The following is a 23802-nucleotide window of genomic DNA, read 5'->3' as shown; positions in this document are numbered from 1 at the left end:
GGGAAAGACTAAGTGCGATGCGCGGAATTGCACCAGAAAGTCACCACTTGGTTCGAACTACAGTGGTTCCATGACCCAGCCCACAGGACGTGACCGTGTTGAGGCGGATGCCGCGGCTCGCGGTCTCGATATCGAGATCGTCGACCGGGTCGGGGCCACCAGCCTCGAGCACGCCGCCGAGCTGCTGGGCATCGAGCCGTCAGGAATCGTGAAGACGCTCGTGGTCAAGCACAAGGACGGCTCGTACCTGTTCGCCCTCATCCCGGGTGACCGCCAGATCTCCTGGCCGAAGCTGCGCGCCCTCATCGGAGTGAACAAGCTGTCGCTGCCCGACGAGTCCAGGGCACTCGAGGCCACCGGGTATGCGCGAGGGACCATCACCCCGCTCGGCAGCACCACTGCCTGGCCGGTCTACGCCGACGCCGGCATGGTCGGCAGGCGTGTGTCACTCGGGGCGGGGGAACACGACATCAGCCTGTTCACCGATGCGGATGCCCTGCTCGCCTCGTTCGACGCGACCGTCGCCGACATCACCGAGCCGCTGGCACCCCGCTCGTAGCGGCAGGAGGGATCAGGCAGGCATCGCCCTCGCAGGCAATCGCCTCGGGGTCGCCGAGCGGAATGAGGCCGCTCACGCTGATGCCGCCTTCTCGTCGCGCGCCTGCTGCAGTACCTGCGCAAAGGTGGCAGCCTCCTGCGCACCGGAGACGCCGTACTTGCCGTCGATCACGAAGAACGGGACGCCCTGGATGCCATACTCGATCGCCTGCGCCTGATCGGCCTTCACGGCGGACAGGTACTGCTCCTCGGTGAGTGAGCGGATGACATCCGCCCGGTCGAAGCCGACCTCGACTGCCAGGTCGGCGAGATCCTCGATGCGCCCGACATGGTGGCCCTCCTCGAAGTAGGCCTTCAGCAGGCGCTCCTTCATCTCCAGCTGCTTGCCCTGGGCCTTGGCGTAGTGCAGCAGCTCGTGCGCCTTGACCGTGTTCGTCTGCTTGACCGAGTCGAAGTCGTAGTTGAGACCGACACTCTTGGCGATGCCGGTCACGTTCGCCAGCATCCCGTGCACCTGGTCGAGCGGCATCCCCTTGCGCTTGCCCAGGTAGTCGGCGGTGCTGCCCTGGAAATCGACCGGGGTGTCCGGGGAGAGTTCGAAGGAGTGGTATTCGACCTCCACCTCTCCCCCGAATTCCTGTGCACCCGCCTCGAACTTGCGCTTACCTATGTAGCACCAGGGACATTGCACATCGGACCAGACGTCGACTTTGATCTTTTCGCTCATACCCGGTGCAACTCATGCATTCGTATCAACATTCCCAGCGATAGGAATAGAACCCGTGTTCCATGCATTTGCATAGATAACTGGCATTACCAGAGAGGCGTCTACGCCTCAGAAGAGAGGAAGATCGACATGGCTCGATTCACAGGAAAAACCGTACTCGTCACCGGCGGAGCCAGTGGCATCGGCAAGGCAGCATCCCTGCAGTTCGCTCAGGGTGGTGCGAACGTGGTCATCGCAGACATCCAGGACGACGCAGGGAGGACTGTCGCACAGGAAATCACGGATGCCGGTGGCCAGGCCACCTACGTGCACCTCGACGTCACCAGCGAAAGCGACTGGAACGCTGCCGTTGCGAAGACCGTCGAGACCTACGGCGGGCTCACCACTCTCGTCAACAACGCAGGCATCGGCGACACGCTGCCGATCGAAGACACCCCGCAGTCGAGCTGGGACAAGGTCATCGCCGTCACCCAGACCAGCGCGTTCCTCGGTATGAAGGCCGCCAGCGCCGAACTGCAGAAGTCCGGCAACGGCTCGGTGGTCAACATCAGTTCCATGTACGGCATCGTGGGCGGCCTTGGCGGACCGAGCTATGCGGCAGCCAAGGGGGCAGTACGCATCCTCACCAAGAACACCGCCCTCGGCTGGGCCAAGAAGGGCGTCCGGGCGAACTCGGTCCACCCCGGCTACATCAACACGCCGATCCTCGGCGACACTGACCGCGAATACCTCATCAACACGACCCCGATGGGCCGGCTCGGCGAGCCGGAAGAGGTCGCCAACGTCATCGCGTTCCTCGCCAGCGACGAGTCGTCGTTCATGACCGGGTCAGAGGTCGTCGTCGACGGTGGCTACACCGCCGGCTAGTTTTCACCCGTTGCGCGGTGTTTTCCGTGGTTCGCTGTCACTTTTGTGGCCGCGAACCACGGAAAAGGCCGCGCGCGGCAGTGTTTCGTGGTTGAAGGCGGCTACGCGCCGAGCAGGCGCTCAGCCAGGTAGCCCTGCAGCCGGTCGAGCGAGACACGCTCCTGTTCCATGCTGTCGCGCTCGCGCACCGTGACGGCCTTGTCGTCGAGAGTGTCGAAGTCGACCGTGATCGCGAACGGGGTTCCGATCTCGTCCTGACGGCGGTAACGGCGGCCGATCGCCCCGGCGTCGTCGAAGTCGATGTTCCAGTACTTGCGAAGGTCGGCCGCCAACTCGCGAGCCACCGGCGAGAGCTGCTCGTTACGCGACAGCGGCAAGACGGCGGCCTTGACCGGTGCAAGGCGGCGGTCGAGGCGCAGCACAGTGCGCTTGTCGACGCCGCCCTTGGTGTTCGGCGCCTCATCCTCGGCGTAAGCGTCGACCAGGAAGGCCATCACCGACCGGGTGAGGCCGGCCGCCGGCTCGATCACGTAGGGAACCCAGCGCTCATTCTTGGCCTGGTCGAAGTACGACAGGTCGACACCGGAGGCCTTCGAGTGGGTGGTGAGGTCGAAGTCGGTGCGGTTGGCGATGCCTTCCAGCTCGCCGAACTCGCTGCCCTGGAACCCGAAGCGGTACTCGATGTCGACGGTGCGCTTCGAGTAGTGGGAGAGCTTCTCCTGCGGGTGCTCGAACAGTCGCAGGTTCTCCGGCTTGATGCCGAGGTCGGTGTACCACGACATCCGCGCATCGATCCAGTACTGGTGCCATTCCTCATCCGTGCCCGGCTCGACGAAGAACTCCATCTCCATCTGCTCGAATTCGCGGGTGCGGAAGATGAAGTTGCCGGGAGTGATCTCGTTGCGGAAACTCTTGCCCATCTGTCCGATGCCGAACGGCGGTTTCATCCGCGAGACACCGAGCACGTTGGCGAAGTTGACGAAGATGCCCTGGGCGGTCTCCGGGCGCAGGTAGTGCAGGCCGGATTCGTTGTCGACAGGGCCGAGGTAGGTCTTCAGCAGGCCGGAGAACTCCTTCGGCTCCGTCCACTGGCCGCGGGTTCCGCAATTGGCGCAGGCGATCTCGGCCAGCCCGCCCTCCGGCGCGCGGCCCTTCTTCTCTTCGAACTCCTCCTCGAGGTGGTCGGCGCGGTACCGCTTGTGGCAGCTGAGGCACTCGACGAGCGGGTCACTGAAGACATCGACGTGGCCGGATGCCTCCCAGACCTTCTTGGGGAGGATTACCGAGGAGTCGAGGCCCACGACATCGTCGCGACCGTTGACCATGAACTGCCACCACTGCCGCTTGATGTTCTCCTTCAGCGAGACGCCGAGGGGCCCGTAGTCCCAGGCTGACCGCGATCCGCCGTAGATGTCACCGGCCTGGAAGACGAACCCGCGGCGCTTGGCGAGGTTGATGACAGGGTCGAGGGATGAGGCGTTGGCCAAGAAAACTCCAAAGGTCTTACCGTGCTGGATGCGCGGTCGAGGTGAGGGTTACCAGCCTACTTGTCCGAGCTACCGCCCCAACGCAGCCACGACAGCGGCCACGTCGCTCAGGTTGTTCCAGAGGTGGAACGCGGTGCGCAGGCGTCCGGCGCGTCCGGACACGGTCAGTCCGGCATCCGCCAACCGCTTCAGGTCGCTGCCATCAGGGTCAGCCCAGGTGACGATGGCCTGGTGCTGCTGCGGCATCCCGAGGGCGTCGCACAGCGCGTCGCCCAGCCCGGACGCATGCTGCCACACTTCAGCGATATCGAGCGAGGCGAACAGGCGGATGGCCGGCTCGGCGCCGATCCACGCGGGCCAGGCCGGCGACACGTCGTAGCGACGGGCCGACGGTGACAGCTGCATCGCCGGGCCGTAGCAGGAGTCCCACACCGAGTCGCCGGCGTACCAGCCGGCCTGGGTCGGCGTGACCTGCTGGCCCAGCCGTTCGTTGATGGTCAGGAAGGCGACACCGCGCGGCGAGCAGAGCCACTTGTAGGCGTGGCAGACGGTGGCGTCGAAAATTGCGGCGTCGATGGGGTGCACGCCGGCAGCCTGGGTGGTGTCGCACAGCGTGAAAGTGCCGGTTCGAGTGGCCGCCGCAACGATGGCATCAACGTCGGCAATGGCGCCGGTCGCGGATTGCGCGAAGGAGAAGGCGACCAGCCAGGTCTTCTCGGTGATCTCGCTCGCCAATGCCTCGAGCGGCACGGAACGCACCCGGATATCGGCGCGCTGGAGGAACGGGAAGACCACCGAACTGAAATCTCCGTCGACGCACAGCACCTCGGCGCCGCTGGGGACGGCGGAGCAGAACAAGCTCACCATCACCGATGTCTGGGATCCCATGGCGACGCGCTCGGCATCGACGCCGACCAGCGTCGCGTAGTGCCGCCTGGTCCGCTCGATCACCTGGTCGTAGTCGCCCGGGCTGAGCTTCGCCGTGCGCCACGCTTCGATATCGGCCAGCTGCGCATCAACCGTCTCGCGGGTGGGAATGCCGATCGAAGCGGCGCCAAGGTAACCGCGCACGGCGTCGGGATCGAATTGCGAGATCGCGTTGCGTAGCGCGACAGAAGGGGTACGGCTCGTGGCCGACGTCGTTGTCATGCTGCAAGCCTAGGAGTTGGTCGGCGTATCCACAGCACCACCGAACCGCCGGTTCCTGGACGCGTAGAGCTCGGCGGCATGCCACAGGTCGGTGCGCGAGAAGTCCGGCCAGAGGGTGTCGAGGAAGACCATTTCGGCATACGCGCTCTGCCACAACATGAAGTTGCTGGTGCGCTGCTCCCCCGAGCTGCGGATGAACAGGTCGACGTCCGGAAGCTCAGGCGCGTACAGGTTTCGCTGGATCGCCTTCTCGGTGATGCCGGAGACTTTCAACCGCCCGGCCGCGACGTCCTCGGCCAGGGCGCGAACAGCATCCGTCAGCTCCGTGCGTCCCCCATAGTTGACGCACATGGTCAGGGTGAGCACTGAGTTGCCTGCCGTCAGGCGTTCGGCGAACTGAAGCTCCTTGATGACGGATGCCCACAGCCGGGGTTTCCTCCCGGCCCAGCGAACCCGAACACCCCAGTCGTTGAGCTGGTCGCGCCTGCGGTGCAGCACGTCACGGTTGAACCCCATCAGGAACCGCACCTCGTCTGGTGACCGCTTCCAGTTCTCGGTGGAGAACGCGTAGACGCTGAGGTGCTTGATGCCAAGCTGAATCGCCCCGGCGACGACGTCGAGCAGTGCTGCCTCCCCGGCCTTGTGCCCTTCCACCCGGGTGAGCCCCCGGCCGTTCGCCCACCGGCCGTTGCCGTCCATGACGATGGCGACGTGCTCCGGGACGACGGATGCCGGCAGCTTCGGTGGGTAGAGTCCGGACCAGTCGACCGGCTTGAAGTCGAGCGCGTCGCGGTGGGTCTTGGGCGCCGGTGTCATGCGGGGGCCGACTCGCGAGTTGCCCGGTCCACGTGCTCCAGCGACCGCAGCTTCCGCTCCAGATGGAACTGCGCGTATGCCGCGACGATGCCGCTCGCCTGTGACCTGGTGCGTTCATCCGCCGCATCCGCCACCGGCCAGTCACCGGTGAGGAGCGCGGACAGCAACGCCAGGGTCTGCTTGTCGAGCCGTGGCGCGCCGGGGGGCGCGACCGCGTCGGCGACCACGCCGCCCAGCTGCACCACGAAAGCCGAGTGCGGGCCGGGCGCCCCGGTCATCGCGCAATCGTGGAAGCTCGGCGACCACCCGGCGATGGCGAACGAGCGCAGCAGGAAGGAGTCGAGGGTCAGACTGGAGGTGTGCTCGCGACGGGCCAGCGAGCGAAGGGCTCCCACCAGCAGGAGGTACTGCTGCAGGCTTCCGTTGTCTTCGGTCAGCTTGTCGGCAGTTTCGACCATGGCACTGGCCGCCGTGTAGCTGCCGTAATCGGACGTGATCGCCGCACCGTACGAACCGATGGATTCGGCCTGGGTGATGATGTCGAGCGAGCGCCCCTCGTAGAACTGGGCATCGGCCACCATGAACGGCTCAAGCCGCGAACCGAACTTCGATGCGGTACGGCGCACCCCCTTCGCCACCGCCCGGATCTTCCCATGCTGCCGGGACAGCATGGTGACGATGCGGTCGGCTTCGCCCAGCTTGTGGGTGCGAAGCACGACGACTTCATCGCGGTACAGGGGCATGAGTCAATTATCGGATGCCGACCCGGGTTTGGCTGGGAGGCGCCACCGGCACGGCCGAGGCAGCCGGCTGGAGCAGAATATGAGCATGGAACAGAACATCCTCGTCACCGGCGGCACTGGCACCCTGGGTCGGGTGCTTGTCGCCACGCTCCGGTCGAGTGGGCAGCACGTGCGGGTGCTCTCCCGCCGGCCAGGCCAGGACACCGCAGTCGCCGACCTGTCAGCGAACACCGGTCTGGATACCGCTCTCTCGGGAATCTCCACGATCATCCACTGCGCGACGGATGGGCGCAGGGATGTGGAGGCCACTCACAACCTCATCGAAGCGGCCAAACGTGCTGGCGTCACCCACTTCGTCTACATCTCGATCGTCGGGGTCGACCGGCATCCGCTGTTCTACTACCGAACGAAGCTTCGCGCCGAGCGACTGGTCGAGCACTCCGGGATCCCCTGGACGATCCTGCGGGCCACGCAGTTCCACAACCTGGTGCTCGCAGTGTTCCGAGCGCAGCGCTTCCTGCCGGTGCTTTTCGCTCCGGCGTTCTCGATCCAGCCGATTGCGGTCGATGATGTCGCGAAGCGCCTCGTCGAGCTCGCGCAAGCCGAACCCAGCGGTCGGGCAACGGACATCGGCGGGCCGGAAATCCTCAGCAGCAAGGAACTGGCCCGCATGTTCCGGGCACGAACCGGAAGTCGCCGACCGATAGTTCCGTTGCGGCTCCCCGGCAAGACGTTCGCCGCTTACGCAGCGGGCTATCACCTGACGCCGGAGAACCGCTACGGGACCGTGACGTTCAGCGAATTCCTGAGCTAAACGGCTGCGATCAGTGTCTTGCTTTCCTCCGACTCGCGGAGACGGAGCGCCCGGTTGACAGCCGAGACGATGGCCTTCAGCGACGCCGTTGCGATGTCCGGGTCGATGCCGACCCCCCAGAGGGTCTTCCCGCCGACTCCGAGCTCGACGTACGCTGCGGCGAACGCGTCTCCCCCGGAACCCATGGCGTGCTCCACGTAGTCGAAGAGCTTCACGTCGAGCCCCTGTCCGGCGAGCACCTGCAGGAAAGCATCGACCGGGCCGTTGCCGACCGCTTCGACCGAGATCTCGTCATCCTTGACCCGAAGGTCGGCGTGCAGCTTCACCGAGCCGGACAGATTACTCGAGGTCTGGGTACGCAACAGTTCGTACTGTCCCCACTTGTGGCCGGCATCCGTCGCCGGAAGGTACTCGTCGTTGAAGATCGCCCAGATCTCCTGACTGGTCACCTCTCCGCCATCGACCTCGGTCTTCGCCTGGACGACACCGCTGAACTCGATCTGGAGGCGCCTCGGCAGGTCGAGCGCGTGGTCCGCCTTCAGCAGGTAGGCCACACCGCCCTTCCCTGACTGGGAATTCACGCGGATGACTGCTTCGTAGCTGCGGCCGAGATCTTTCGGGTCGACCGGCAGGTACGGGACGGCCCACGTCAGGTCGTCCACGGACACGCCCTCGGACTCGGCCTGGGCAGCCATGGCTTCGAAGCCCTTCTTAATGGCGTCCTGGTGGGAGCCGCTGAAGGCGGTGTAGACGAGGTCGCCAGCCCACGGGCTGCGCTCGTGCACCTTCAGCTGCGTGCAGTGCTCCGCCGTGCGCTTGATCTCGTCGAGGTCGCTGAAGTCCAGCTGCGGGTCGATGCCCTGGGTGAACAGGTTGATGCCCAGCGCGATCAGGTCGACGTTGCCGGTGCGCTCGCCATTGCCGAACAGGCAGCCTTCGATGCGATCGGCGCCCGCCATGTACCCGAGTTCGGCCGCCGCTACGGCGGTGCCGCGGTCGTTGTGCGGGTGGAGGCTCAGGATGACATTCTCGCGGTGGGCGAGGTTGCGCGACATCCATTCGATCGAGTCCGCGTAGACGTTCGGGGTGGCCATTTCGACGGTCGCCGGCAGGTTGATGATGACCTTGCGCTCGGGGGTGGGCTCGAATACTTCGATGACCTGGTTGCAGACGTCGACCGCGAATTCGAGCTCAGTGCCGGTGTAGCTCTCCGGGGAGTATTCGTAATAGATCTCGGTACCGGGCGCGAGGTGCTCCGACGCCTTGCAGAGCCTGGCTCCCTCGAGCGCGATGTCGATGATGCCCTGCTTGTCAGTGCGGAAGACGACCTCGCGCTGCAGCACGCTGGTCGAGTTGTACAGGTGCACGATGGCACGCTTGGCACCGCGGATCGACTCGTAGGTGCGGGTGATCAGCGCCTCCCGAGCCTGCGTGAGCACCTGGATAGTGACGTCGTCCGGGATCACATCCTCGTCGATGAGGCTGCGGACGAAGTCGAAGTCCGTCTGGCTCGCGGATGGGAAACCGACCTCGATCTCCTTGAAGCCCATCTTCACGAGCAGGTCGAACATGATCCGCTTGCGCTCGGGGCTCATCGGGTCGATGAGTGCCTGGTTGCCGTCACGGAGATCGACGGCACACCAGCGCGGCGCCTGGGTGATCCGCTTGCCCGGCCAGGTTCGATCCGGCAGGTCGACGTTCAACATCTCGTGGAACGGACGGTACTTGTGAATCGGCATTGCCGATGGCTTTTGCGTGTTTTTCATGGTGTTTCGCTGCTCCTTTGCCGGCCTTGTGGGCCACGTACTGGACCTTTCAGCCCTGGTCTGCTCAGCCAACGACGAACTCCGCGACGAGTGAGGCCTGGGTTAGGACTCGTCGCGGCAGCTAAGGAGGAGCAGACCGAACAACACGAATTCAGGTTAGCATCGCGGCCGGGCACCCGGCGACTGCGGCCGGATTGCTACCGAACCGAGACCCGTGACTAGTCTTCAAGTGCCACCCCACGCCGCTCGGGCAGCCAGAACGAGCTGAGCGCCGCCAGGCCGAAGAATGCGGCGAAGACGATGAAAAGCGTGAGCGTTCCGCCGAGGTCTCGGAGGAATGGCACCGCGAGTGGCGCGAGAATCGAGGCCACGCGTCCGACGCCGGCTGCCCACCCCGCTCCCGTCGCGCGCATCCTGGTCGGATACAGCTCAGGCGTCACGGCGTAGAGCGCTCCCCAGGCGCCCAGGTTGAAGAACGACAGCAGCATTCCGGCCGCGATCACCTGGGAGACGTCGCCAGCGAACCCGAACAGCACCGCGGATGCCGCCGAGCCGACGAGGAATGTCGCCAGTGTGCGCCGGCGCCCCCATTTCTCGATCAGCCAGGCCGATACCGCGTAGCCGGGCAGTTGCGCCAGCGTGATGATGAGCGTGTATTCGAAGGAGCGGATCAGGGAGAATCCGGATGCCACCAGGATCGTCGGCAGCCAGATGAATGCGCCGTAGTAGGAGAAGTTGACGCAGAACCACACCAGCCAGAGCGCTGCCGTGCGAGCACGGAGTTTCGCTGAGAGCAGGTCTCGCACTCGTGCCTTTGGTGCGGGGGCGGCATCCGAGACAGGCAGTTCCGCCCTCGCGGGCGCTGGCGGCTGGCCGGCGGAGGTCTCGAACCGTCGCACTGTCGCTTCCGCCTCCGCAAAACGGCCGCGCGCCTCGAGGAAGCGAACCGACTCCGGCAATCCCAACCGCACGATCACCGAATACAGTGCAGGTGCGGCACCGATGAGCAGGGCCCAGCGCCAGCCATCCGCGGACAGCGGCACGACCAGGTAGCCGATGACCGCCGCGGCGGTCCAGCCGACTGCCCAGAACGACTCCAGGATGACGATGATGCGACCGCGGATGCGCGGCGGCGCAAACTCGCTGACCAGCGTCGATGCCACCGGGAGTTCCGCACCGAGCCCCAAGCCGACCACGAATCTCAATGCGATCAAGACCGCGACTGTGCCAGCCAGGGCGGATGCGCCGGTGGCCAGGCCGTAGACCAGCAGCGTGATTGCGAAAACGTGTCGGCGACCGAGCCGGTCGGCCAGCAGCCCGCCGAGCGCCGCTCCGATCGCCATCCCGACGAATCCCGATGACGCGATGAGCGAAAGTTCGAGGCTCGTCGCATTCCACTGGATCGCCAGTTGTGCAAGCACGAACGAGATCAGGCCGACATCCATCGCGTCCAGCGCCCAGCCGAGGCCCGAACCGACGAGAACCTTGCGGTGCTCCCGGGTGAATGGGAGGGCATCCAGTCGCGTTGAACGGGTGGGCCGGGCGGGAGCGTCGATCGCCATGATTCCAATCTCGGGGGTCGATTCGGTCGCCTGGGGGTGCGACGACGTTCAGAGGTTACTGCACGGAAAGCGCCTGAAACGAATTGTTTCGCTCAGTCCAACAAACCAGCTGAACCCCAGACGACGAAGTGGTCGAAAAGGTTGGGTGGCGGGGCGCTTGCCCTGCCGCCACAGTTGAACCATGACCAGACTTCTCGTCCGCGGGCTCGTTACCGCTTGTGCCGGTGCCATGATCCTCACCGGGTGCGGGCAGACCATAAGCGGAGGCAACGGCATCGACATCAATCCCCCGGCGCCACCGGCAGCGATCCCCGCCGCGGGAGAGGTGCTCGGCCAGGGCATCGTTCTGCAGATCGCCAGCGAGCCGGTCGAGTTCTGCCTCGGCGGAGTGGCCGAGTCGTATCCCCCGCAATGTTCCGGCCCCGAGCTCGTCGGCTGGGACTGGGCATCCGTCGACGGAGAGGAGGCGGCCAGCTCCGTCACCTGGGGAACCTACGCCGTGCAGGGCACCTGGGACGGCGAGCGGATGACCGTGACCCAGCCGCCCATCATGCTCGCGCTGTACGACCCCCTGGCCGTGCCCGACCCCCTTCGGGACCCGGCCAACGCCGGAGAGACTCCAGAAGCAGAGCTGATCGCGATCCAGGACGAACTGCACGAGCTTGGGACTGTCGACCTACTGGCATCCGGTGCCCAGAATGGCTACCTCTTCGTCAGCGTCGTCTACGACGACGGCCAGATTCAGGAGTACTACGACGAACTGTACGGCGAGGGCGTGGTGGTCGTGGAGTCGGTGCTGCGCCCGGTCACCGGCTGAGCTCGGCGACCGGACACAGCGACCGGACACAGCGTCAATCGATGGCGAGTGCCAGCACGGGTGAAACGGATGTTGCCCGCCTGGCCGGCACCTGGGCGGCGGCCAGGGTCAACGCGGTGGCGCCGACACCCAGCACCAACACGAGCAGCCACGGTATCGACGGCCAGGTCAGGCCAGGACTCCCATACATGCCACCGAGAAGGGATTGGGCGCCGGCCCAGCCGTAGCCGATACCGAGGATGAGACCGAGGCTGACCGCAGCGATGGTCATCTGTGCGCTCTCCGCCACGATCATGCCCCGCACCTGGCGTGCAGAGAAGCCGAGTGCACGCAGCAGGCCCAGCTCCCTGGTGCGCTGCAGCACGCTGAGTGAAAGGTTGTTGATCATCCCGAAGGCGGCAATGATCGCCGAGAACCCGATCAGGGCGGAGAAGACACCAACGGTCACGTACAGGATGTCGTCGATCTCGCCGAATTCCTGCGGCTGGTTCTCCTGCGCGGCCAGGATCATGTCGACGTATCCCTGGGACGCCACCGCAAAAGTGGTCACGAGCGTGACGCCGATCACCAGACCGATCGTCGTGCGGGAACTGCGCTCCGGATAGCGGGTCGCGTTCTCCGCGGCCATCCGCGATGCCGGTGAGCGTCCAAGCATCCGCCCGGCAAGTCTCAGCATCGGCGGCATGACGACATGGGCTCCGCTGACGACGCCGCTGAACGACACGATGCCGCCAAGGAATGCGATCAGGAAACCGAACGGCGACACCAGTCCGAGTGCGACACCCAGGGCCAGCAGGGCGAGGCCGCCGAAGAACATCACCCCGGCAAGGGCGTTGCGGACAGGGCGCTTGAGCGTCTCCTCCCTCGACGCCTCCTGCGAAGTGCCCGTCGCCTGGATCGGGGTGACCGCCAGCACTCTTCGAGAGCCCACCCAGGACGCTGCCCAGGTGGCGAGCACGACGATGACCAGGGGCAGCAGGATGGCGGGCTCGACTATCGCGTAGTCGAGACTGGGAATGCTGCCCGCCGCGACTCCCCAGCGGACACCGACGGTCGCCAGCAGGAGCCCGAAAGCGCCTCCGGCCAGGGCACCTGTGACCCCGACGAGCAGCCCCTCGCGCGCGACCGACCGTCGCTGCGCCGATGCACTGGAGCCGATCAGCCGCATCAGCGCGATGGTGCGGGTGCGTCCGGCGATGATGGTGGCGAAGGTGTTCGCGGTGACGATCGCCCCGACGTAGACGGCGATGACGATGAACACCCCGGCAACCATCACCAGGGCGAGCTGCACGGCAGCGCGGCTCCCGATGTCATCCGCCGTGACAAGCGAAGTCAGATACGACGTTCCCTGGATCAGCGCGACGCCGAACGCCGCACTGAGGGCCGTGACGATCAGGCTGGACCGGTGCTCAGCGGGCCTGGACACTTTCGATTGAAGCGAGCTCATGCGTGCTGCTCCATTCCCAGCATGTAGCGGCTCACGTCTTCGGCACTCGACCGCTCACGCTCTTCGACGACCTTGCCGTCGGCGAGGAACAGGATGCGATCGGCATAGCTCGCCGCGATCGGGTCGTGGGTCACCATGGCAATGCTCTGCCCGTAGCCCGCGCTTGCTGCCGCCAGCAGCGACAGCACTTCACGACTGGTCCGCGAATCCAGGTTGCCGGTCGGCTCGTCGGCGAAGACCAGGTCTGGCCTGGTGGCCAGGGCGCGAGCGATCGCCACACGCTGCTGCTGTCCACCGGAAAGCTCGTGCGGCCGGTGACTGAGCCGGTCGGCCAGGCCGAGCGAACCGATGAGCTCGTCGATCCATGCCCCCTCAGTGGTGGACGGCCTGCGCCCATCGAGCTCGAACGGAAGGAAGACGTTCCCGCGAATGTCGAGCGTCGGTACCAGGTTGAACGACTGGAAGATGAAGCCGATACGGCGGCGCCTCAGAACGGTCAGCTCGGAGTCGCCGAGGTCGGTGATCTCGGTGTCGCCCAGCCAGGCGCGCCCCGTGGTCGGGGAGTCGAGGCCGGCCATGATGTGCATCAGCGTGGACTTGCCTGAACCGCTCGGGCCCATGATGGCGGTGAACTCTCCCTGGCGGATGCCGATGGACACGTCATCGAGGGCTGTGACCAATGATGACCCGTCGCCGTACGACTTGGTCAGGTGGGATACGCGGGCGACGAGGCCCGCTTCTGCGTGATTGAAGGACATGGCTCAACGCTATTTTCGCCAGGCGTCCGAAACATCGGGCGCAGGATGGCTGTCGCTACATCCAGCGGATGACTCCGTGACGCCCCAATAGTGCCCGTTCCGGATAGAAGTGCCTGTTGCGCGGGGCACTTCTATCCGGAACGGGCACTATTGCTACGCGGTGAGGCTGTGCTCGAACGCGAAGACCACCAGTTGCACGCGATCGCGCAGCCCGAGCTTGCCGAGGATGCGGCTGATGTGGGTCTTGACGGTCGCCTCGCTGAGGAACTCGCCCTTCGCAATCTCCGCATTGCTGAGGCCACGGGCCGCCAGCAGGAAGATGTCGCGCTCCCTAGAGGTGAGGCTGCGGAACTCTTCCGGTTCGACCGGCTTCGCGGCTCGGCCGTCGAAGTGTTCGAAGAGCTCACGGGTGGCGGATGCCGCGATCACGGCGTTGCCCGCGTGAACCGTGCGGATGGCCGCCAAGAGGAACTCGGGGTCGGCATCTTTGAGCACGAAACCGCTGGCCCCGCCACGGATCGCACGCGTCGCCGCCTCATCCAGGTCGAAGGTGGTGAGCACGATGATCCGGGGTACCTTGCCGCCGCGCTCCCGTGCTGAGGCCAGGATGGCACGGGTGGACTCGATACCGTCCATGACGGGCATCCGGATGTCCATCAGCACCACATCGGGACGGCTTGCCGCCGCCATGGCGATCCCTTCGACCCCGTTTCCGGCCTCCCCGACGAACTCCAGGTCGGGCTGCGACGACACGAGCATCCGGATGCCGGCACGGAACAGCGCCTGGTCGTCGACCAGTCCCACTCGGATCGCCCTCGTCACTCGCTCACCTCTCGTGGGATGCCCGCTGACACGACGAACAACCCTTGACGGGGTTCAGCTGTCAGCCAGCCGCCGACGAGCGCTGCCCGCTCCCGCATGCCGACGAGGCCGTGGCCGGCGGTTGCCGCCGGCGCGGGCGTGGGATTGAGTGCATTGATCACGGTGAGTTCCACGCCGTCCGGGTTCCACTCGAACCGCAATTGCACCTCATCCTCCGCCAGGCCGTGGCGGAGTGCATTGGTCAGCGCCTCCTGCACGATGCGGTAGATCGCGAGTTGTTGGCTGGTACCGAGAGACATCGGTGTGCCGGTTTCCGACCGGGCGATGGTCAGCCCGGATGAGCGCAGCTGTTCGATGAGGCGGTCGAGGTCATCCAGCGCAGGCTGGGGCGACTCCCCCTGGCTGTGGCGAAGCTGGCTGAGGAGCACCCGCACATCCGAGAGGGCCTCTCTCGCGGTGGTCGAGATCGTGGTCAGTGCGGCGACGGTGGCGCCAGGGTCTTTCGCCTGGGCATACCGGGCGCCATCCGCCTGCGCAATCACGACCGCGAGCGAGTGGGCGACGACATCGTGCATGTCGCGCGCGATGCGGTTGCGCTCCTGTTCGACGATGACGTCCTGCCGAGCGCGGGCCTCCTCCTCCTCAGCCAGCTGCTGAGCTATGCGGCTCTCACGCGCCGTTCGGCGGGTCCTGGACAGCAGCCCGAGGGTCCAGCTGAGTCCGAAAGTGGCGAGCAACGCGCCGAACAGGAAGACCGTGTACAGCAGGAATTGCGGGATGGCGTTCGGAGAATCAAGCCGCACATCCACGAGGAAGGATCCGAACAGCGGGTACAGGGCCAGGTAACCTGTCGCAATGACGGACCCGGCGCCCGCCGAGATCAGGCCGGCCCACTTCGTACGCGACGGTCCGTACGCCGCGGTCGCATAGAGCACGGGCAGTATCGCCAGGTTCGACGGGTCAGGTTCGAGGCGGAAAGTGAGCTGGGTAACCGCCCCCAGCCAGGCGACGGACAGGGCGAGCGACGGGCTGAGCCTGCGGAGCGCGAGAGCCGCCGCCATGAGCAGCACTACGGGAACCATGGGAGCTTCCCGGATGGTGATCGATGCCCGCAGGAGCAGGCACGCGACTGCCAGCACCACGTCGAACGTCAGCTGACCGGGGGTCAGGCGGCGGAACTCGAGCAGCGAACGCATCCCTCAACGCTAGGGCCTGCCGCAGTTCGGCCGGGCCTCGCGAGGCCAAGATCATCCTCGGGATGTACTCCCACCCTCTCAATTCCGTCGAGACCGCACTTTCGGCCCTAACCGCTAGCGTTTTCGAGCCAGAACTGCGGTCTCGGGGTTCCACCCACCGTGGATGAGAGCGATTCGGACCCGGTTGAGGACCATCGCCGGGCGATACCGCAGTTGACCCTTGAGGACGCGGATGATCCGCCAGCCCTCTTCGATGATCTCGTAAATTCGGTCGGAGTCCGTTTCGTACTGCTGGTCGTCCGTCCGGTGCTGTTGCCCGTCGTACTCCACGATGGTTCGAAACTCCGGAGACACCATGTCGCCAATGCCGATCAGCGCTCCGAACCGGTTGATGATGGGAACGTTGATTTCCGGCTCCGGTAGCCCGCCGTGCACCAGGAGCAGCCGAAGTTCCGTTTCCTTCGGAGAGTCGACACGGGGCCGGATCAGCTCGAGAGCCTCGCGCAGCTTCCGGACCCCTCGGCGGCTTGCGAACGCCCTGACTGCCGATCGCAATTCCTGAATCGTGCACAGGGGGTCGCTCCGCGCTAGGAGCCGATCGCCCGCAATGACCAGTTCTTGCACCGTCAGCACTGTCGACAACTCGCACCAGGTGTCGAGCACGGACGTCACACGCAAGTCGTGTACCGTCACAACGCGCACGAGTTCAGTCTGGACAGTGTGAACGACCACGCCGCGCATTCGAGGCTCCTGTTCGGAATCGAACGCTGACACGTGAATTGGACGGCCCGAAACGAACCGCCACGGCAATGGAATCGAGTGGATTGCAGCCGCCGTCTGATGACTAAAGAAGTGATGGAGTGGCATCCGCGCTGCGTAATGTCTGCACGCGCCCAGAACTGTGGTCGCTTGGGAGCTGGCTCGCACTCCACGGAACGGTGTCGTCAGGTCCTTGCCGCGCATTCGCGACCTGGACAGCCCGACCGTTGCGCCGTCCGCAACCGTGAACGACTCGTCAGGCAGTCCGGGTGGGATCGGGACGCGTCTGGGCACCGCCCGATACTCCCATCGCGCGCTGCCGCTCCTCCCAAACTATCCACACCCATCGCCGAGACCGCAGTTCGGGCCCAAAACCACACGCGCAACGGGCCGAAAGTGCGGTCTCGCGGAAATAGTGGGGTCGTCGAGAGGGCGGGAGGGCGAAGCTCGAGGGCGGGGCCTAGAAGCCGAGGCGACCGAGCTGCTTGGAGTCCCGCTGCCAGTCTTTCGCGACCTTGACCCGCAGCGAGAGGAACACCTGCTTGCCGACGAGCGGTTCGATCTGCGCTCGCGCACGCGCACCGACCTCGGCGAGCCGCTTGCCCTGGTGGCCGATGATGATGCCCTTCTGGCTGTCCCGTTCGACGAACAGGTTGGCGAAAATCTCGACCAGGTCTTTGTCTTCCCGCTCGATCATGTCGTCGATGGTGATTGCGATCGAATGCGGGAGTTCGTCCTCGACACCTTCCAGCACTGCTTCACGAATCAACTCGGCCACCCTGGATTCCAGCGCCTCCTCGGTCACGGTGTCGGCCGGGTACAGGGCCGCCGACTCCGGCAGCAGCTTGATCAGCTCACTCGCCAGGATGTCCAACTGGATGCTGGTGAGCGCAGAGACCGGGATGATCGCCTCCCAGTCGCGCAGTTCCGAAACCTCCTGCAGCTGCTCGGCAACGGCCGGCCGTGACGTTGCATCGATCTTGGTGACGATGGCGACCTTCTTGGCGCGCGGGAACGCATCCAGCTGCTCGTTGATGTAGCGGTCCCCCGGGCCGATCTTCTCGTTCGCGGGCACGCAGAAACCGATGACATCGACCTCGCCGAGGGTGTCTTGCACGATCGAGTTCAGCCGTTCGCCGAGAAGGGTGCGCGGTCGGTGCATGCCGGGAGTGTCGACCAGGATGAGCTGGCCGTCACTCTGGTGCACGATGCCGCGGATGGCACGCCGCGTCGTCTGCGGCTTGCTGCTGGTGATCGCCACCTTCTCACCGACGAGCGCGTTCGTGAGTGTCGACTTCCCCACGTTGGGGCGGCCGACGAACGAGACGAAGCCGGCACGATACGGCGAATCGGAGGGCGTCATCGGTCTTGGGCCTTTCGGTTGGGGGTTGCTTCGGCGCGTTCGTTGCGACGCTCGACCAGCGGTTCGGCGTCAATCAGTGACTGGTCGCGCTCCACGAGCACCGTGCTGAGCCGCTTGCGCCTGCCCTCGGTGCGGTCGGCGGTCAGCACGAGTCCGGAGACGGATGCCGTGGAGCCCGCCTGAGGGAGGCGCCCCAGCTGCTTGGTCAGCAGACCGCCGACCGAGTCGACGTCGTCGTCGTCGAGGTCGAGACCGAAGAGTTCCCCCAGCTCGTCGACCGGCAGTCGGGCGGACACCCGGAAGCGACCGTCCCCGAGATTCTTGACCTCCTCGACGGCGTGGTCGTACTCGTCGGCGATGTCGCCCACCAGCTCTTCGATGAGGTCTTCCAGCGTCACCAGGCCGGCGATTCCGCCATACTCGTCCACCACCATGGCGAGGTGGTTCGACTCCAGCTGCATCTGGCGCAGCAGGTCGTCGGCTTTCATGGATTCGGGCACGAACATGCCGGGGCGCGCGAGTTCGCCCACGGTGATGGCCGCCGCGTCGATCGGCTGCTCGAAGGTGAGCCGGGCGACGTCACGCAGGTATGCGATACCGAGCACCTCGTCGATGTCATCGCCGATCACCGGCATCCGCGAGACACCCTTGCTCAGGAACAGCCCCATGGCCGCCCCGATGTCGTCGGTGGCGTCGATGGTCACCATGTCGATGCGCGGGATCATCACTTCGCGAACCACCGTGTCGCTGAACTCGAAGATCGAGTGGATGAGCTCGCGGTCCTCTTCTTCGAGAACGTCGGCCTCGGTGGCCTCGTCGACCATGCTGAGCAGTTGCTGCTCGGACGAGAACGTCACCGTCTTGGGACGGCCGGGGGTCACCCGGTTCCCGATAGCGACCAGGGCCGCCGCAACAGGGCCGAGGAAGACGCGGATGCCCCGCACCAACCAGCCGAAAGTGCCGATGATGACGCGCGCATTCTCACGGCCGACACTCCTCGGGCTGGACCCGACGAGCACGAACGAGGTGACGATCATGATGAACGCGGAGCAGAGGAGGGTGAGCCACCACTGGTCGAAGATTGAGGCGAAGGTCAGGGTGACGAGTACGGCGGCCGCGGTCTCGGCGACGACACGAACGAAGTTGACGGCGTTGACGTGCGCTCCGACGTCGGTTGCGATGGCGGTCAGCGACTTGGCTGACCGCGACTTGCCGGCCAACTCCAGCAGGTCGATGCGGGAGAGTACCGTCAGCGCGGCATCGGCTGCCGCCATGAGCCCGCCGAAAGCGACGAGCAGCACCGCGATGCTGATGAAGACGGCGATCACGGCCGGGGCTCCGGACGTCGGGGCATCAGTTGTTCCGGCGTTCGTCCATGGTGAAGCCAATGAGGATGTCGCGCTGCAGCCCGAACATCTCCTTCTCCTCCGCAGGCTCAGCATGGTCGAATCCGAGCAGGTGGAGGATGCCGTGAACGGTCAGCATGAGCAACTCATCCAGGGTGCTGTGCCCAGCCGTCTCGGCCTGCGCATCCGCTACCTGCGGGCAGAGCACGACGTCACCCAGCAACCCGGCCGGGCTGATCGCGTCTTCCGTCCCCGGGCGCAGCTCGTCCATCGGGAAGCTGAGCACGTCGGTGGGACCGGGTTCATCCATCCACTGCACGTGCAGTTGCTCCATCGCCGCCTCGTCAACCAGCACGATCGACAGGTCGGCATCCGGATGCACGTGCAGTTGATCGAGCGTGTAGACCGCCAGTCGCTGCAGGGTTGCTTCATCGACGGGTATGACCGACTCGTTGTTGATCTCGATGCTCATCGGCGATTCCCCTGCTTGTTGGCCTGTTGTTCGGCGTCGTACTTCGTGTAGGCGTCAACGATCTGGCCGACCAGGGTGTGGCGCACGACATCCGCACTCGTAAGCCTGGCGAAGTGGATCTCGTCCATTCCGTCGAGCACCCTGGTCACCAATTGCAGACCACTCGTGCCGACCGGGAGGTCAACCTGCGTGACATCGCCGGTGACCACCATCTTGGAGCCGAAACCAAGCCGGGTCAGGAACATCTTCATCTGCTCAGGTGTGGTGTTCTGCGCCTCATCGAGCACGACGAAGGAGTCGTTCAGGGTGCGGCCGCGCATGTACGCCAGCGGGGCCACCTCGATGGTTCCGACAGCGAGCAGCTTGACCACCACCTCCGGGTCCATCATCTCGTTGAGGGCGTCGTACAGGGGACGCAGGTATGGGTCGATCTTGTCGGTGAGGGTTCCGGGCAGGAAGCCGAGCCGTTCGCCCGCCTCCACTGCCGGCCGGGTCAGGATGATGCGGTTGACCTCTTTGCGCTGCAGGGACTGCACTGCCTTCGCCATGGCCAGGTAGGTCTTGCCGGTTCCAGCCGGACCGATGCCGAACACCACCGTGTTCTCGTCGATGGCATCGACATAGTCCTTCTGGCCCAGCGTCTTGGGGCGGATGCTCTTGCCCCTGGTGGTGATAATGGCCTGGCTCAGCGTGCTGGCCGGGTTCGAACCCGCGTCTTCGCTGAGGAGACGAGCGGATTCGGTGACATCGATCGCGGCCAATTCTTCGTCGTTGCGCACCAGTTGAACCAACTCCTCTATCAGGCGTGCAGCCGCCTTGGTGTCCTTGTCTTCACCGTCGATGGTGATGCGATTGCCACGCACCATCACGTCGACCAGCGGGAATTGCTGCTCGATCGTGAGCAACAACCGGTCTTGCGGTCCGAGCAGGCGCACCATGGCGACATCGTCGACGACGACTTCCACTCTCTTACTCGCCAAGGGTGCCTTCCGGAAGGTTGCCGCCCAGAACGTGGGCGTGCACGTGGAAGACCGTCTGCCCTACGGAGGAGCCGGTGTTGAATACCAGGCGGAATTCTCCGCTGCAATGCTCGTCGGCGAGTTGCTGCGCCGTGGCCACAATGTCGGCCAGCAGGGCTGGGTCGCCGGCCGCCAATTCGGCGATGTTGCGGTACTCCGGGTTCTTCGGCACCACCAACAGGTGCACCGGGGCCTGCGGGGCGATGTCGCGAATCGCGATCACCGTGTCGTTCTCGAACAGGATGTCGGCGGGGATTTCGCGCGCGATGATCCGGGAGAAGACCGATGGCTCAGCTGTAGGCATGCAGCAATCTTAACCGGGTTTGTTTATCGTCGGCACTGTCTCACCAGCGCCCGAGTGCGGTGTTGAGCACGGCGATGGCCGCCGGACCCGCCGTCGAGGTGCGCAGGATCGGTGAACCGAGGCTTACCCGCTCGGCCCCCGCACGCGCGAACTGATCCAGCTCAGTGTCGGAGATTCCGCCCTCCGGCCCGACCACCAGTACCAGGTCGCGCCCATCGGGTTTGATCCCGGACAGCGGCGAACCCGCCTGCGGGTCGAGCACGAGCATCCGGGCATCCGCCCCGAGTGCGCAGAGCATGCCGGTGGAGGCCAGGGCGGATACTTCCGGAATCCACGGGCGGATCGACTGCTTGCTCGCCTCGCGCACGATCGCGCTCCACCGATCGTGGCCCTTGCGCACCTTGGCGCCCTCCCACTTGACGATCGAGCGCTTCGCGGCCCAGGGGATGACGCCGTCGACACCCAGCTCGGTCGCGGCCTGCACAGCCAGCTCGTCGCGATCGCCCTTCGCCAGCGCCTGGGCGAGCCAGACGGCCGGGCTGGCGGCCGGCGTCATCTCGGCGCCGGCGACCCGCAGGGACAATTCTTGTGGCGTTGCGGTTTCCACCGTGCCCGTCACCACCAGGCCGGCGCCATTACCAATCCGCAGCGTCTCGCCGACCTGAACCCGGCTGACACTGACCGCGTGCCTGGCTTCCGCCCCCTCGATGGACACCAGCGAGCCGACCTCGGCCGTCTCAAGGAGCTCATTCAGGTAGAAGTGCGCCACGATGCCGCGACTACAGGTTCAGGAACCGGTCGCGAAGCTTGCCGAACAGCCCCTGCTGGAACTGCGCGAGCGTCGGTGGAACGGCTTTTTGCACTTTGACGAACTGCTTGATCAGTTCTTCCGACTTGGAGTTCAGCTTGGTGGGGGTCAGCACTTGAACGCCGATCTTCAGGTCTCCGCGTCCGGTGCCCTTGAGGTGGGTGACGCCGCGGTCCTTGACGGTGATGACCTCGGCACTCTGGGTTCCCGGGTGGATATCGAGATTCACGAAGCCGTCCAGCGCCTCGAATGAGGCGCTGGTGCCCATGATCGCATCCGTCATCTGGATCTCGAGCGTCGCCAGCAGGTCGTCACCGTTGCGGCTGAACACATCGTGGTGCCGCACCTTGATTTCGAGGTACAGGTCGCCGTGCGGTCCACCGGCAGGCCCCACCTCGCCCTGGCCCGGCATCTGAAGGCGGATGCCGGTGTCCACCCCGGCAGGGATGTCCACCGGGATCTTGCGGCGGGCGCGAACCCGGCCTTGGCCCTGGCAGGTGGCGCAGGGATTGGGGATGACGGTTCCGAACCCGCGGCAGGTGCCGCACGGGCTGGACGTCATGACGTTGCCGAGGAGGCTGCGAACGGTGCGCTGGATGAGGCCGCTGCCGTGGCAGATGTCGCAGGTTGCCGGCTCGGTGCCCGGTGCGCAGCACGACCCCTGACAGGTCTTGCACAGCACCGCAGTGTCGACCTCGACCTCGTGCTGGGTGCCGAAGATCACTTCGGCGAGCTCAACCTCGACCCGGATCAGCGCATCCTGGCCGCGCTCGCTGCGGGACCGTGGTGGCGAGTTCCGCCCGCCACCGCCTCCGCCGAAGAAGGTCTCGAAGATATCGCCGAACCCGAAGTCGCCGCCGAAACCGCCCTGGCCGCCCATGTCGTACTGCTGCTTCTGCTTGGGGTCGCTCAGCACGTCGTAGGCGTGAGTGACCTCCTTGAAGCGGTCAGCGGCATCCGCCCCGGAATTCACGTCAGGGTGCAGCTCACGTGCGAGCCGGCGGTACGCCTTCTTGATCTCTTCAGCCGTAGCGCTGCGCTCGACCCCGAGTACTTCGTAATGGTCAGCCAAAACCGTTCCTTGAATATGTTGTGGATTGTTGAATCTGGGTCGCCGAGGCTCAAGCCTCGCCGAGGTGACGCGTCACGTAGCGGGCGACAGCCCTGATGGCGGCCATGTTGTTCGAATAGTCCATGCGGGTCGGTCCGAGCACCCCGAGGCGGGCGAGTTCGCCGCCCGACGAGGTGTAGCCGGTCGCGACCACGGACGTCTCACCGAGGCCGAATGAGGCGTTCTCGGCGCCGATCCGCACCGACATGCCGTGCTGGTCCGGTTGCATTTCGCCGAAAAGCTTCAGGAGGGTGACCTGCTCCTCGATCGCTTCGAGCACGGGCAGGATGCTCCCCTGAAAATCTTCTTCGGTGCGAACAAGATTAGCTGCACCAGCCATCACCAGTCGATCCTGGCGATTGGCCGCAACCTGTTCGATCAGTCTGGCCGCGATCTTCCGAACCGTTTCGCGGCGCTCCGCCGAGAAGGTGTCAGGAAGGTCGGCGAGAATCTCGGACGCTTTGGCCAGTTCGTGACCGCCAAGGGCCGCGTTGAACTTCGCCCTCAGCTCTGCGAGGAACTCTTCTTCCATCCCTGCGGTGATTTCGAGGATGCGCTGCTCGACCCGGCCGGTGTCGGTGATCAGCACCGTCATCAGTCGCGTGTCGCTGAGCAGCACAAGCTCGATGTGGCGGATGCGGGACCGGGTGAGGGATGGGTACTGCACCAATGCGACCTGGTGCGTGAGCTGGGACAACAGGCGCACCGTGCGAACGAGCACCTCGTCGAGGTCGGTGGACTGGCCGAGGAACGCCTCGATGGCATGCCTCTGCGCCGCAGTCAGCGGGCGCAAGTCGGCAAGCTGGTCGACGAATACCCGATAACCCTTATCGGTCGGGACCCGACCGGACGAGGTGTGGGGGGCGGTGATCAGCTCCTCTTCTTCGAGCTGTGCCATGTCGCTGCGGATGGTGGCAGCAGAGACACCGAAGGAGTGGCGCTCGACAATCGACTTCGAACCGACAGGCTCCCGGGAGGCGACGTAATCCTGAACGATCACGCGGAGAACTTCGAGGCTGCGCTCGGAGACCATGTCGCACCCACCCTCAGTTTCTTGGCACTCTTACCTTCCGACTGCCAATTGTATCGCC

24 protein-coding genes are annotated in these 23802 nt (G+C 65.3%); 4 read left to right on the top strand and 20 right to left on the bottom strand.

All coding sequences use genetic code 11. The features are described from left to right. Positions 1-70: 70 nt before the first annotated feature. On the top strand, positions 71-559 hold the full coding sequence (locus ACX3O0_RS03655) for an aminoacyl-tRNA deacylase (protein ID WP_459106837.1): 489 nt from the start codon (positions 71-73) through the stop codon (positions 557-559). A 72-nt stretch (positions 560-631) separates the two neighbouring features. Here the strand turns inward: ACX3O0_RS03655 and ACX3O0_RS03650 are convergent, their stop codons facing one another. Then, positions 632-1285: a DsbA family oxidoreductase gene (locus tag ACX3O0_RS03650; protein WP_459106836.1), complete on the bottom strand. Its 654-nt coding sequence runs from the start codon at positions 1283-1285 to the stop codon at positions 632-634. Positions 1286-1414: 129 nt separating this feature from the next. Here ACX3O0_RS03650 and ACX3O0_RS03645 point away from each other — a divergent pair, with 129 nt between their 5' ends. Next, the gene (locus ACX3O0_RS03645; RefSeq protein WP_459106835.1) at positions 1415-2152 is read left to right on the top strand and encodes an SDR family NAD(P)-dependent oxidoreductase; all 738 of its coding nucleotides are present in this window, start codon (positions 1415-1417) and stop codon (positions 2150-2152) included. A gap of 101 nt (positions 2153-2253) precedes the next feature. On the opposite strand, the gene ACX3O0_RS03640 is transcribed toward ACX3O0_RS03645, so the two are convergent. The 4 genes from ACX3O0_RS03640 to recO form a co-directional block, all read right to left on the bottom strand. After that, a complete protein-coding gene (locus tag ACX3O0_RS03640) occupies positions 2254-3639 on the bottom strand; it encodes a glycine--tRNA ligase (RefSeq protein WP_459106834.1) in 1386 nt (461 codons plus the stop codon). Between the two features lie 69 nt (positions 3640-3708). Continuing rightward, complete coding sequence (locus ACX3O0_RS03635) at positions 3709-4788, bottom strand: aminotransferase class V-fold PLP-dependent enzyme (RefSeq protein WP_459106833.1); 1080 nt, start codon at positions 4786-4788, stop codon at positions 3709-3711. Between the two features lie 9 nt (positions 4789-4797). Beyond that, entirely contained in the window at positions 4798-5604 is an 807-nt protein-coding gene (locus ACX3O0_RS03630) for an isoprenyl transferase (RefSeq protein ID WP_459091077.1), read from the bottom strand. Next, positions 5601-6347 (bottom strand): DNA repair protein RecO, encoded by a 747-nt coding sequence (gene recO, locus ACX3O0_RS03625; RefSeq protein WP_459091075.1) that lies wholly within the window; start codon positions 6345-6347, stop codon positions 5601-5603. Before recO ends, ACX3O0_RS03630 begins: the two co-directional genes overlap by 4 nt. Positions 6348-6432: 85 nt before the next feature. Here recO and ACX3O0_RS03620 point away from each other — a divergent pair, with 85 nt between their 5' ends. Further along, positions 6433-7161 carry an SDR family oxidoreductase gene (locus tag ACX3O0_RS03620; RefSeq protein ID WP_459106832.1) on the top strand — a complete coding sequence of 243 codons (729 nt, stop codon included), beginning with the start codon at positions 6433-6435 and terminating at the stop codon, positions 7159-7161. Here the strand turns inward: ACX3O0_RS03620 and leuA are convergent. Both leuA and ACX3O0_RS03610 read right to left on the bottom strand, forming a co-directional pair. Beyond that, on the bottom strand, positions 7158-8927 hold the full coding sequence (gene leuA, locus ACX3O0_RS03615; RefSeq protein ID WP_459106831.1) for a 2-isopropylmalate synthase: 1770 nt from the start codon (positions 8925-8927) through the stop codon (positions 7158-7160). The genes ACX3O0_RS03620 and leuA overlap by 4 nt on opposite strands. A gap of 218 nt (positions 8928-9145) precedes the next feature. Next, positions 9146-10489, bottom strand: a complete 1344-nt coding sequence (locus tag ACX3O0_RS03610) for an MFS transporter (protein ID WP_459091069.1) — start codon at positions 10487-10489, stop codon at positions 9146-9148. 181 nt (positions 10490-10670) lie between these two features. On the opposite strand from ACX3O0_RS03610, the gene ACX3O0_RS03605 reads away from it, so the two are divergent. Continuing rightward, positions 10671-11306: a hypothetical protein gene (locus ACX3O0_RS03605; RefSeq protein ID WP_459106830.1), complete on the top strand. Its 636-nt coding sequence runs from the start codon at positions 10671-10673 to the stop codon at positions 11304-11306. A 34-nt stretch (positions 11307-11340) separates the two neighbouring features. On the opposite strand, the gene ACX3O0_RS03600 is transcribed toward ACX3O0_RS03605, so the two are convergent. From ACX3O0_RS03600 to hrcA, 13 genes are all read right to left on the bottom strand, one after another. Continuing rightward, the gene (locus ACX3O0_RS03600) at positions 11341-12753 is read right to left on the bottom strand and encodes an ABC transporter permease (protein ID WP_459106829.1); all 1413 of its coding nucleotides are present in this window, start codon (positions 12751-12753) and stop codon (positions 11341-11343) included. Continuing rightward, positions 12750-13511 carry an ABC transporter ATP-binding protein gene (locus tag ACX3O0_RS03595; RefSeq protein ID WP_459091063.1) on the bottom strand — a complete coding sequence of 254 codons (762 nt, stop codon included), beginning with the start codon at positions 13509-13511 and terminating at the stop codon, positions 12750-12752. Before ACX3O0_RS03595 ends, ACX3O0_RS03600 begins: the two co-directional genes overlap by 4 nt. A 153-nt stretch (positions 13512-13664) precedes the next feature. After that, the gene (locus ACX3O0_RS03590; RefSeq protein ID WP_459106828.1) at positions 13665-14333 is read right to left on the bottom strand and encodes a response regulator; all 669 of its coding nucleotides are present in this window, start codon (positions 14331-14333) and stop codon (positions 13665-13667) included. Further along, positions 14330-15529, bottom strand: a complete 1200-nt coding sequence (locus tag ACX3O0_RS03585) for a sensor histidine kinase (protein ID WP_459106827.1) — start codon at positions 15527-15529, stop codon at positions 14330-14332. Before ACX3O0_RS03585 ends, ACX3O0_RS03590 begins: the two co-directional genes overlap by 4 nt. 114 nt (positions 15530-15643) lie before the next feature. Further along, positions 15644-16270 carry a DUF559 domain-containing protein gene (locus ACX3O0_RS03580; RefSeq protein ID WP_459106826.1) on the bottom strand — a complete coding sequence of 209 codons (627 nt, stop codon included), beginning with the start codon at positions 16268-16270 and terminating at the stop codon, positions 15644-15646. 478 nt (positions 16271-16748) lie between these two features. Continuing rightward, on the bottom strand, positions 16749-17651 hold the full coding sequence (era, locus tag ACX3O0_RS03575; protein WP_459106825.1) for a GTPase Era: 903 nt from the start codon (positions 17649-17651) through the stop codon (positions 16749-16751). Then, the gene (locus ACX3O0_RS03570) at positions 17648-18976 is read right to left on the bottom strand and encodes a hemolysin family protein (RefSeq protein ID WP_459108442.1); all 1329 of its coding nucleotides are present in this window, start codon (positions 18974-18976) and stop codon (positions 17648-17650) included. The genes era and ACX3O0_RS03570 overlap by 4 nt, the downstream gene beginning before the upstream one ends. A 28-nt stretch (positions 18977-19004) precedes the next feature. Continuing rightward, positions 19005-19469 (bottom strand): rRNA maturation RNase YbeY, encoded by a 465-nt coding sequence (ybeY, locus tag ACX3O0_RS03565; RefSeq protein ID WP_459091053.1) that lies wholly within the window; start codon positions 19467-19469, stop codon positions 19005-19007. Further along, positions 19466-20407 (bottom strand): PhoH family protein, encoded by a 942-nt coding sequence (locus ACX3O0_RS03560; protein WP_459091458.1) that lies wholly within the window; start codon positions 20405-20407, stop codon positions 19466-19468. The genes ybeY and ACX3O0_RS03560 overlap by 4 nt, the downstream gene beginning before the upstream one ends. 31 nt (positions 20408-20438) lie before the next feature. After that, entirely contained in the window at positions 20439-20792 is a 354-nt protein-coding gene (locus ACX3O0_RS03555) for a histidine triad nucleotide-binding protein (protein ID WP_459091050.1), read from the bottom strand. A gap of 40 nt (positions 20793-20832) precedes the next feature. Continuing rightward, the gene (locus tag ACX3O0_RS03550) at positions 20833-21561 is read right to left on the bottom strand and encodes a 16S rRNA (uracil(1498)-N(3))-methyltransferase (protein ID WP_459091048.1); all 729 of its coding nucleotides are present in this window, start codon (positions 21559-21561) and stop codon (positions 20833-20835) included. 10 nt (positions 21562-21571) lie between these two features. Further along, positions 21572-22672: a molecular chaperone DnaJ gene (gene dnaJ / locus ACX3O0_RS03545; RefSeq protein WP_459106824.1), complete on the bottom strand. Its 1101-nt coding sequence runs from the start codon at positions 22670-22672 to the stop codon at positions 21572-21574. Positions 22673-22721: 49 nt separating this feature from the next. Continuing rightward, positions 22722-23744, bottom strand: a complete 1023-nt coding sequence (gene hrcA / locus ACX3O0_RS03540; RefSeq protein WP_459091044.1) for a heat-inducible transcriptional repressor HrcA — start codon at positions 23742-23744, stop codon at positions 22722-22724. Positions 23745-23802 lie beyond the last annotated feature (58 nt).

The organism is Homoserinimonas sp. A447 (genome assembly GCF_054489325.1).
This window is presented reverse-complemented; position numbering and strand designations above follow the sequence as displayed.

Coding starts and splice junctions, on each gene's coding strand:
- ACX3O0_RS03655 (WP_459106837.1), top strand. CDS start 71: ATGACCCAGCCCACAGGACGTGACCGTGTTGAGGCGGATGCCGCGGCT.
- ACX3O0_RS03650 (WP_459106836.1), bottom strand. CDS start 1,285: ATGAGCGAAAAGATCAAAGTCGACGTCTGGTCCGATGTGCAATGTCCC.
- ACX3O0_RS03645 (WP_459106835.1), top strand. CDS start 1,415: ATGGCTCGATTCACAGGAAAAACCGTACTCGTCACCGGCGGAGCCAGT.
- ACX3O0_RS03635 (WP_459106833.1), bottom strand. CDS start 4,788: ATGACAACGACGTCGGCCACGAGCCGTACCCCTTCTGTCGCGCTACGC.
- ACX3O0_RS03630 (WP_459091077.1), bottom strand. CDS start 5,604: ATGACACCGGCGCCCAAGACCCACCGCGACGCGCTCGACTTCAAGCCG.
- recO (WP_459091075.1), bottom strand. CDS start 6,347: ATGCCCCTGTACCGCGATGAAGTCGTCGTGCTTCGCACCCACAAGCTG.
- ACX3O0_RS03620 (WP_459106832.1), top strand. CDS start 6,433: ATGGAACAGAACATCCTCGTCACCGGCGGCACTGGCACCCTGGGTCGG.
- leuA (WP_459106831.1), bottom strand. CDS start 8,927: ATGAAAAACACGCAAAAGCCATCGGCAATGCCGATTCACAAGTACCGT.
- ACX3O0_RS03610 (WP_459091069.1), bottom strand. CDS start 10,489: ATGGCGATCGACGCTCCCGCCCGGCCCACCCGTTCAACGCGACTGGAT.
- ACX3O0_RS03605 (WP_459106830.1), top strand. CDS start 10,671: ATGACCAGACTTCTCGTCCGCGGGCTCGTTACCGCTTGTGCCGGTGCC.
- ACX3O0_RS03600 (WP_459106829.1), bottom strand. CDS start 12,753: ATGAGCTCGCTTCAATCGAAAGTGTCCAGGCCCGCTGAGCACCGGTCC.
- ACX3O0_RS03595 (WP_459091063.1), bottom strand. CDS start 13,511: ATGTCCTTCAATCACGCAGAAGCGGGCCTCGTCGCCCGCGTATCCCAC.
- ACX3O0_RS03585 (WP_459106827.1), bottom strand. CDS start 15,529: ATGCGTTCGCTGCTCGAGTTCCGCCGCCTGACCCCCGGTCAGCTGACG.
- ACX3O0_RS03580 (WP_459106826.1), bottom strand. CDS start 16,270: ATGCGCGGCGTGGTCGTTCACACTGTCCAGACTGAACTCGTGCGCGTT.
- era (WP_459106825.1), bottom strand. CDS start 17,651: ATGACGCCCTCCGATTCGCCGTATCGTGCCGGCTTCGTCTCGTTCGTC.
- ybeY (WP_459091053.1), bottom strand. CDS start 19,469: ATGAGCATCGAGATCAACAACGAGTCGGTCATACCCGTCGATGAAGCA.
- ACX3O0_RS03560 (WP_459091458.1), bottom strand. CDS start 20,407: ATGGTGCGCCTGCTCGGACCGCAAGACCGGTTGTTGCTCACGATCGAG.
- ACX3O0_RS03555 (WP_459091050.1), bottom strand. CDS start 20,792: ATGCCTACAGCTGAGCCATCGGTCTTCTCCCGGATCATCGCGCGCGAA.
- hrcA (WP_459091044.1), bottom strand. CDS start 23,744: ATGGTCTCCGAGCGCAGCCTCGAAGTTCTCCGCGTGATCGTTCAGGAT.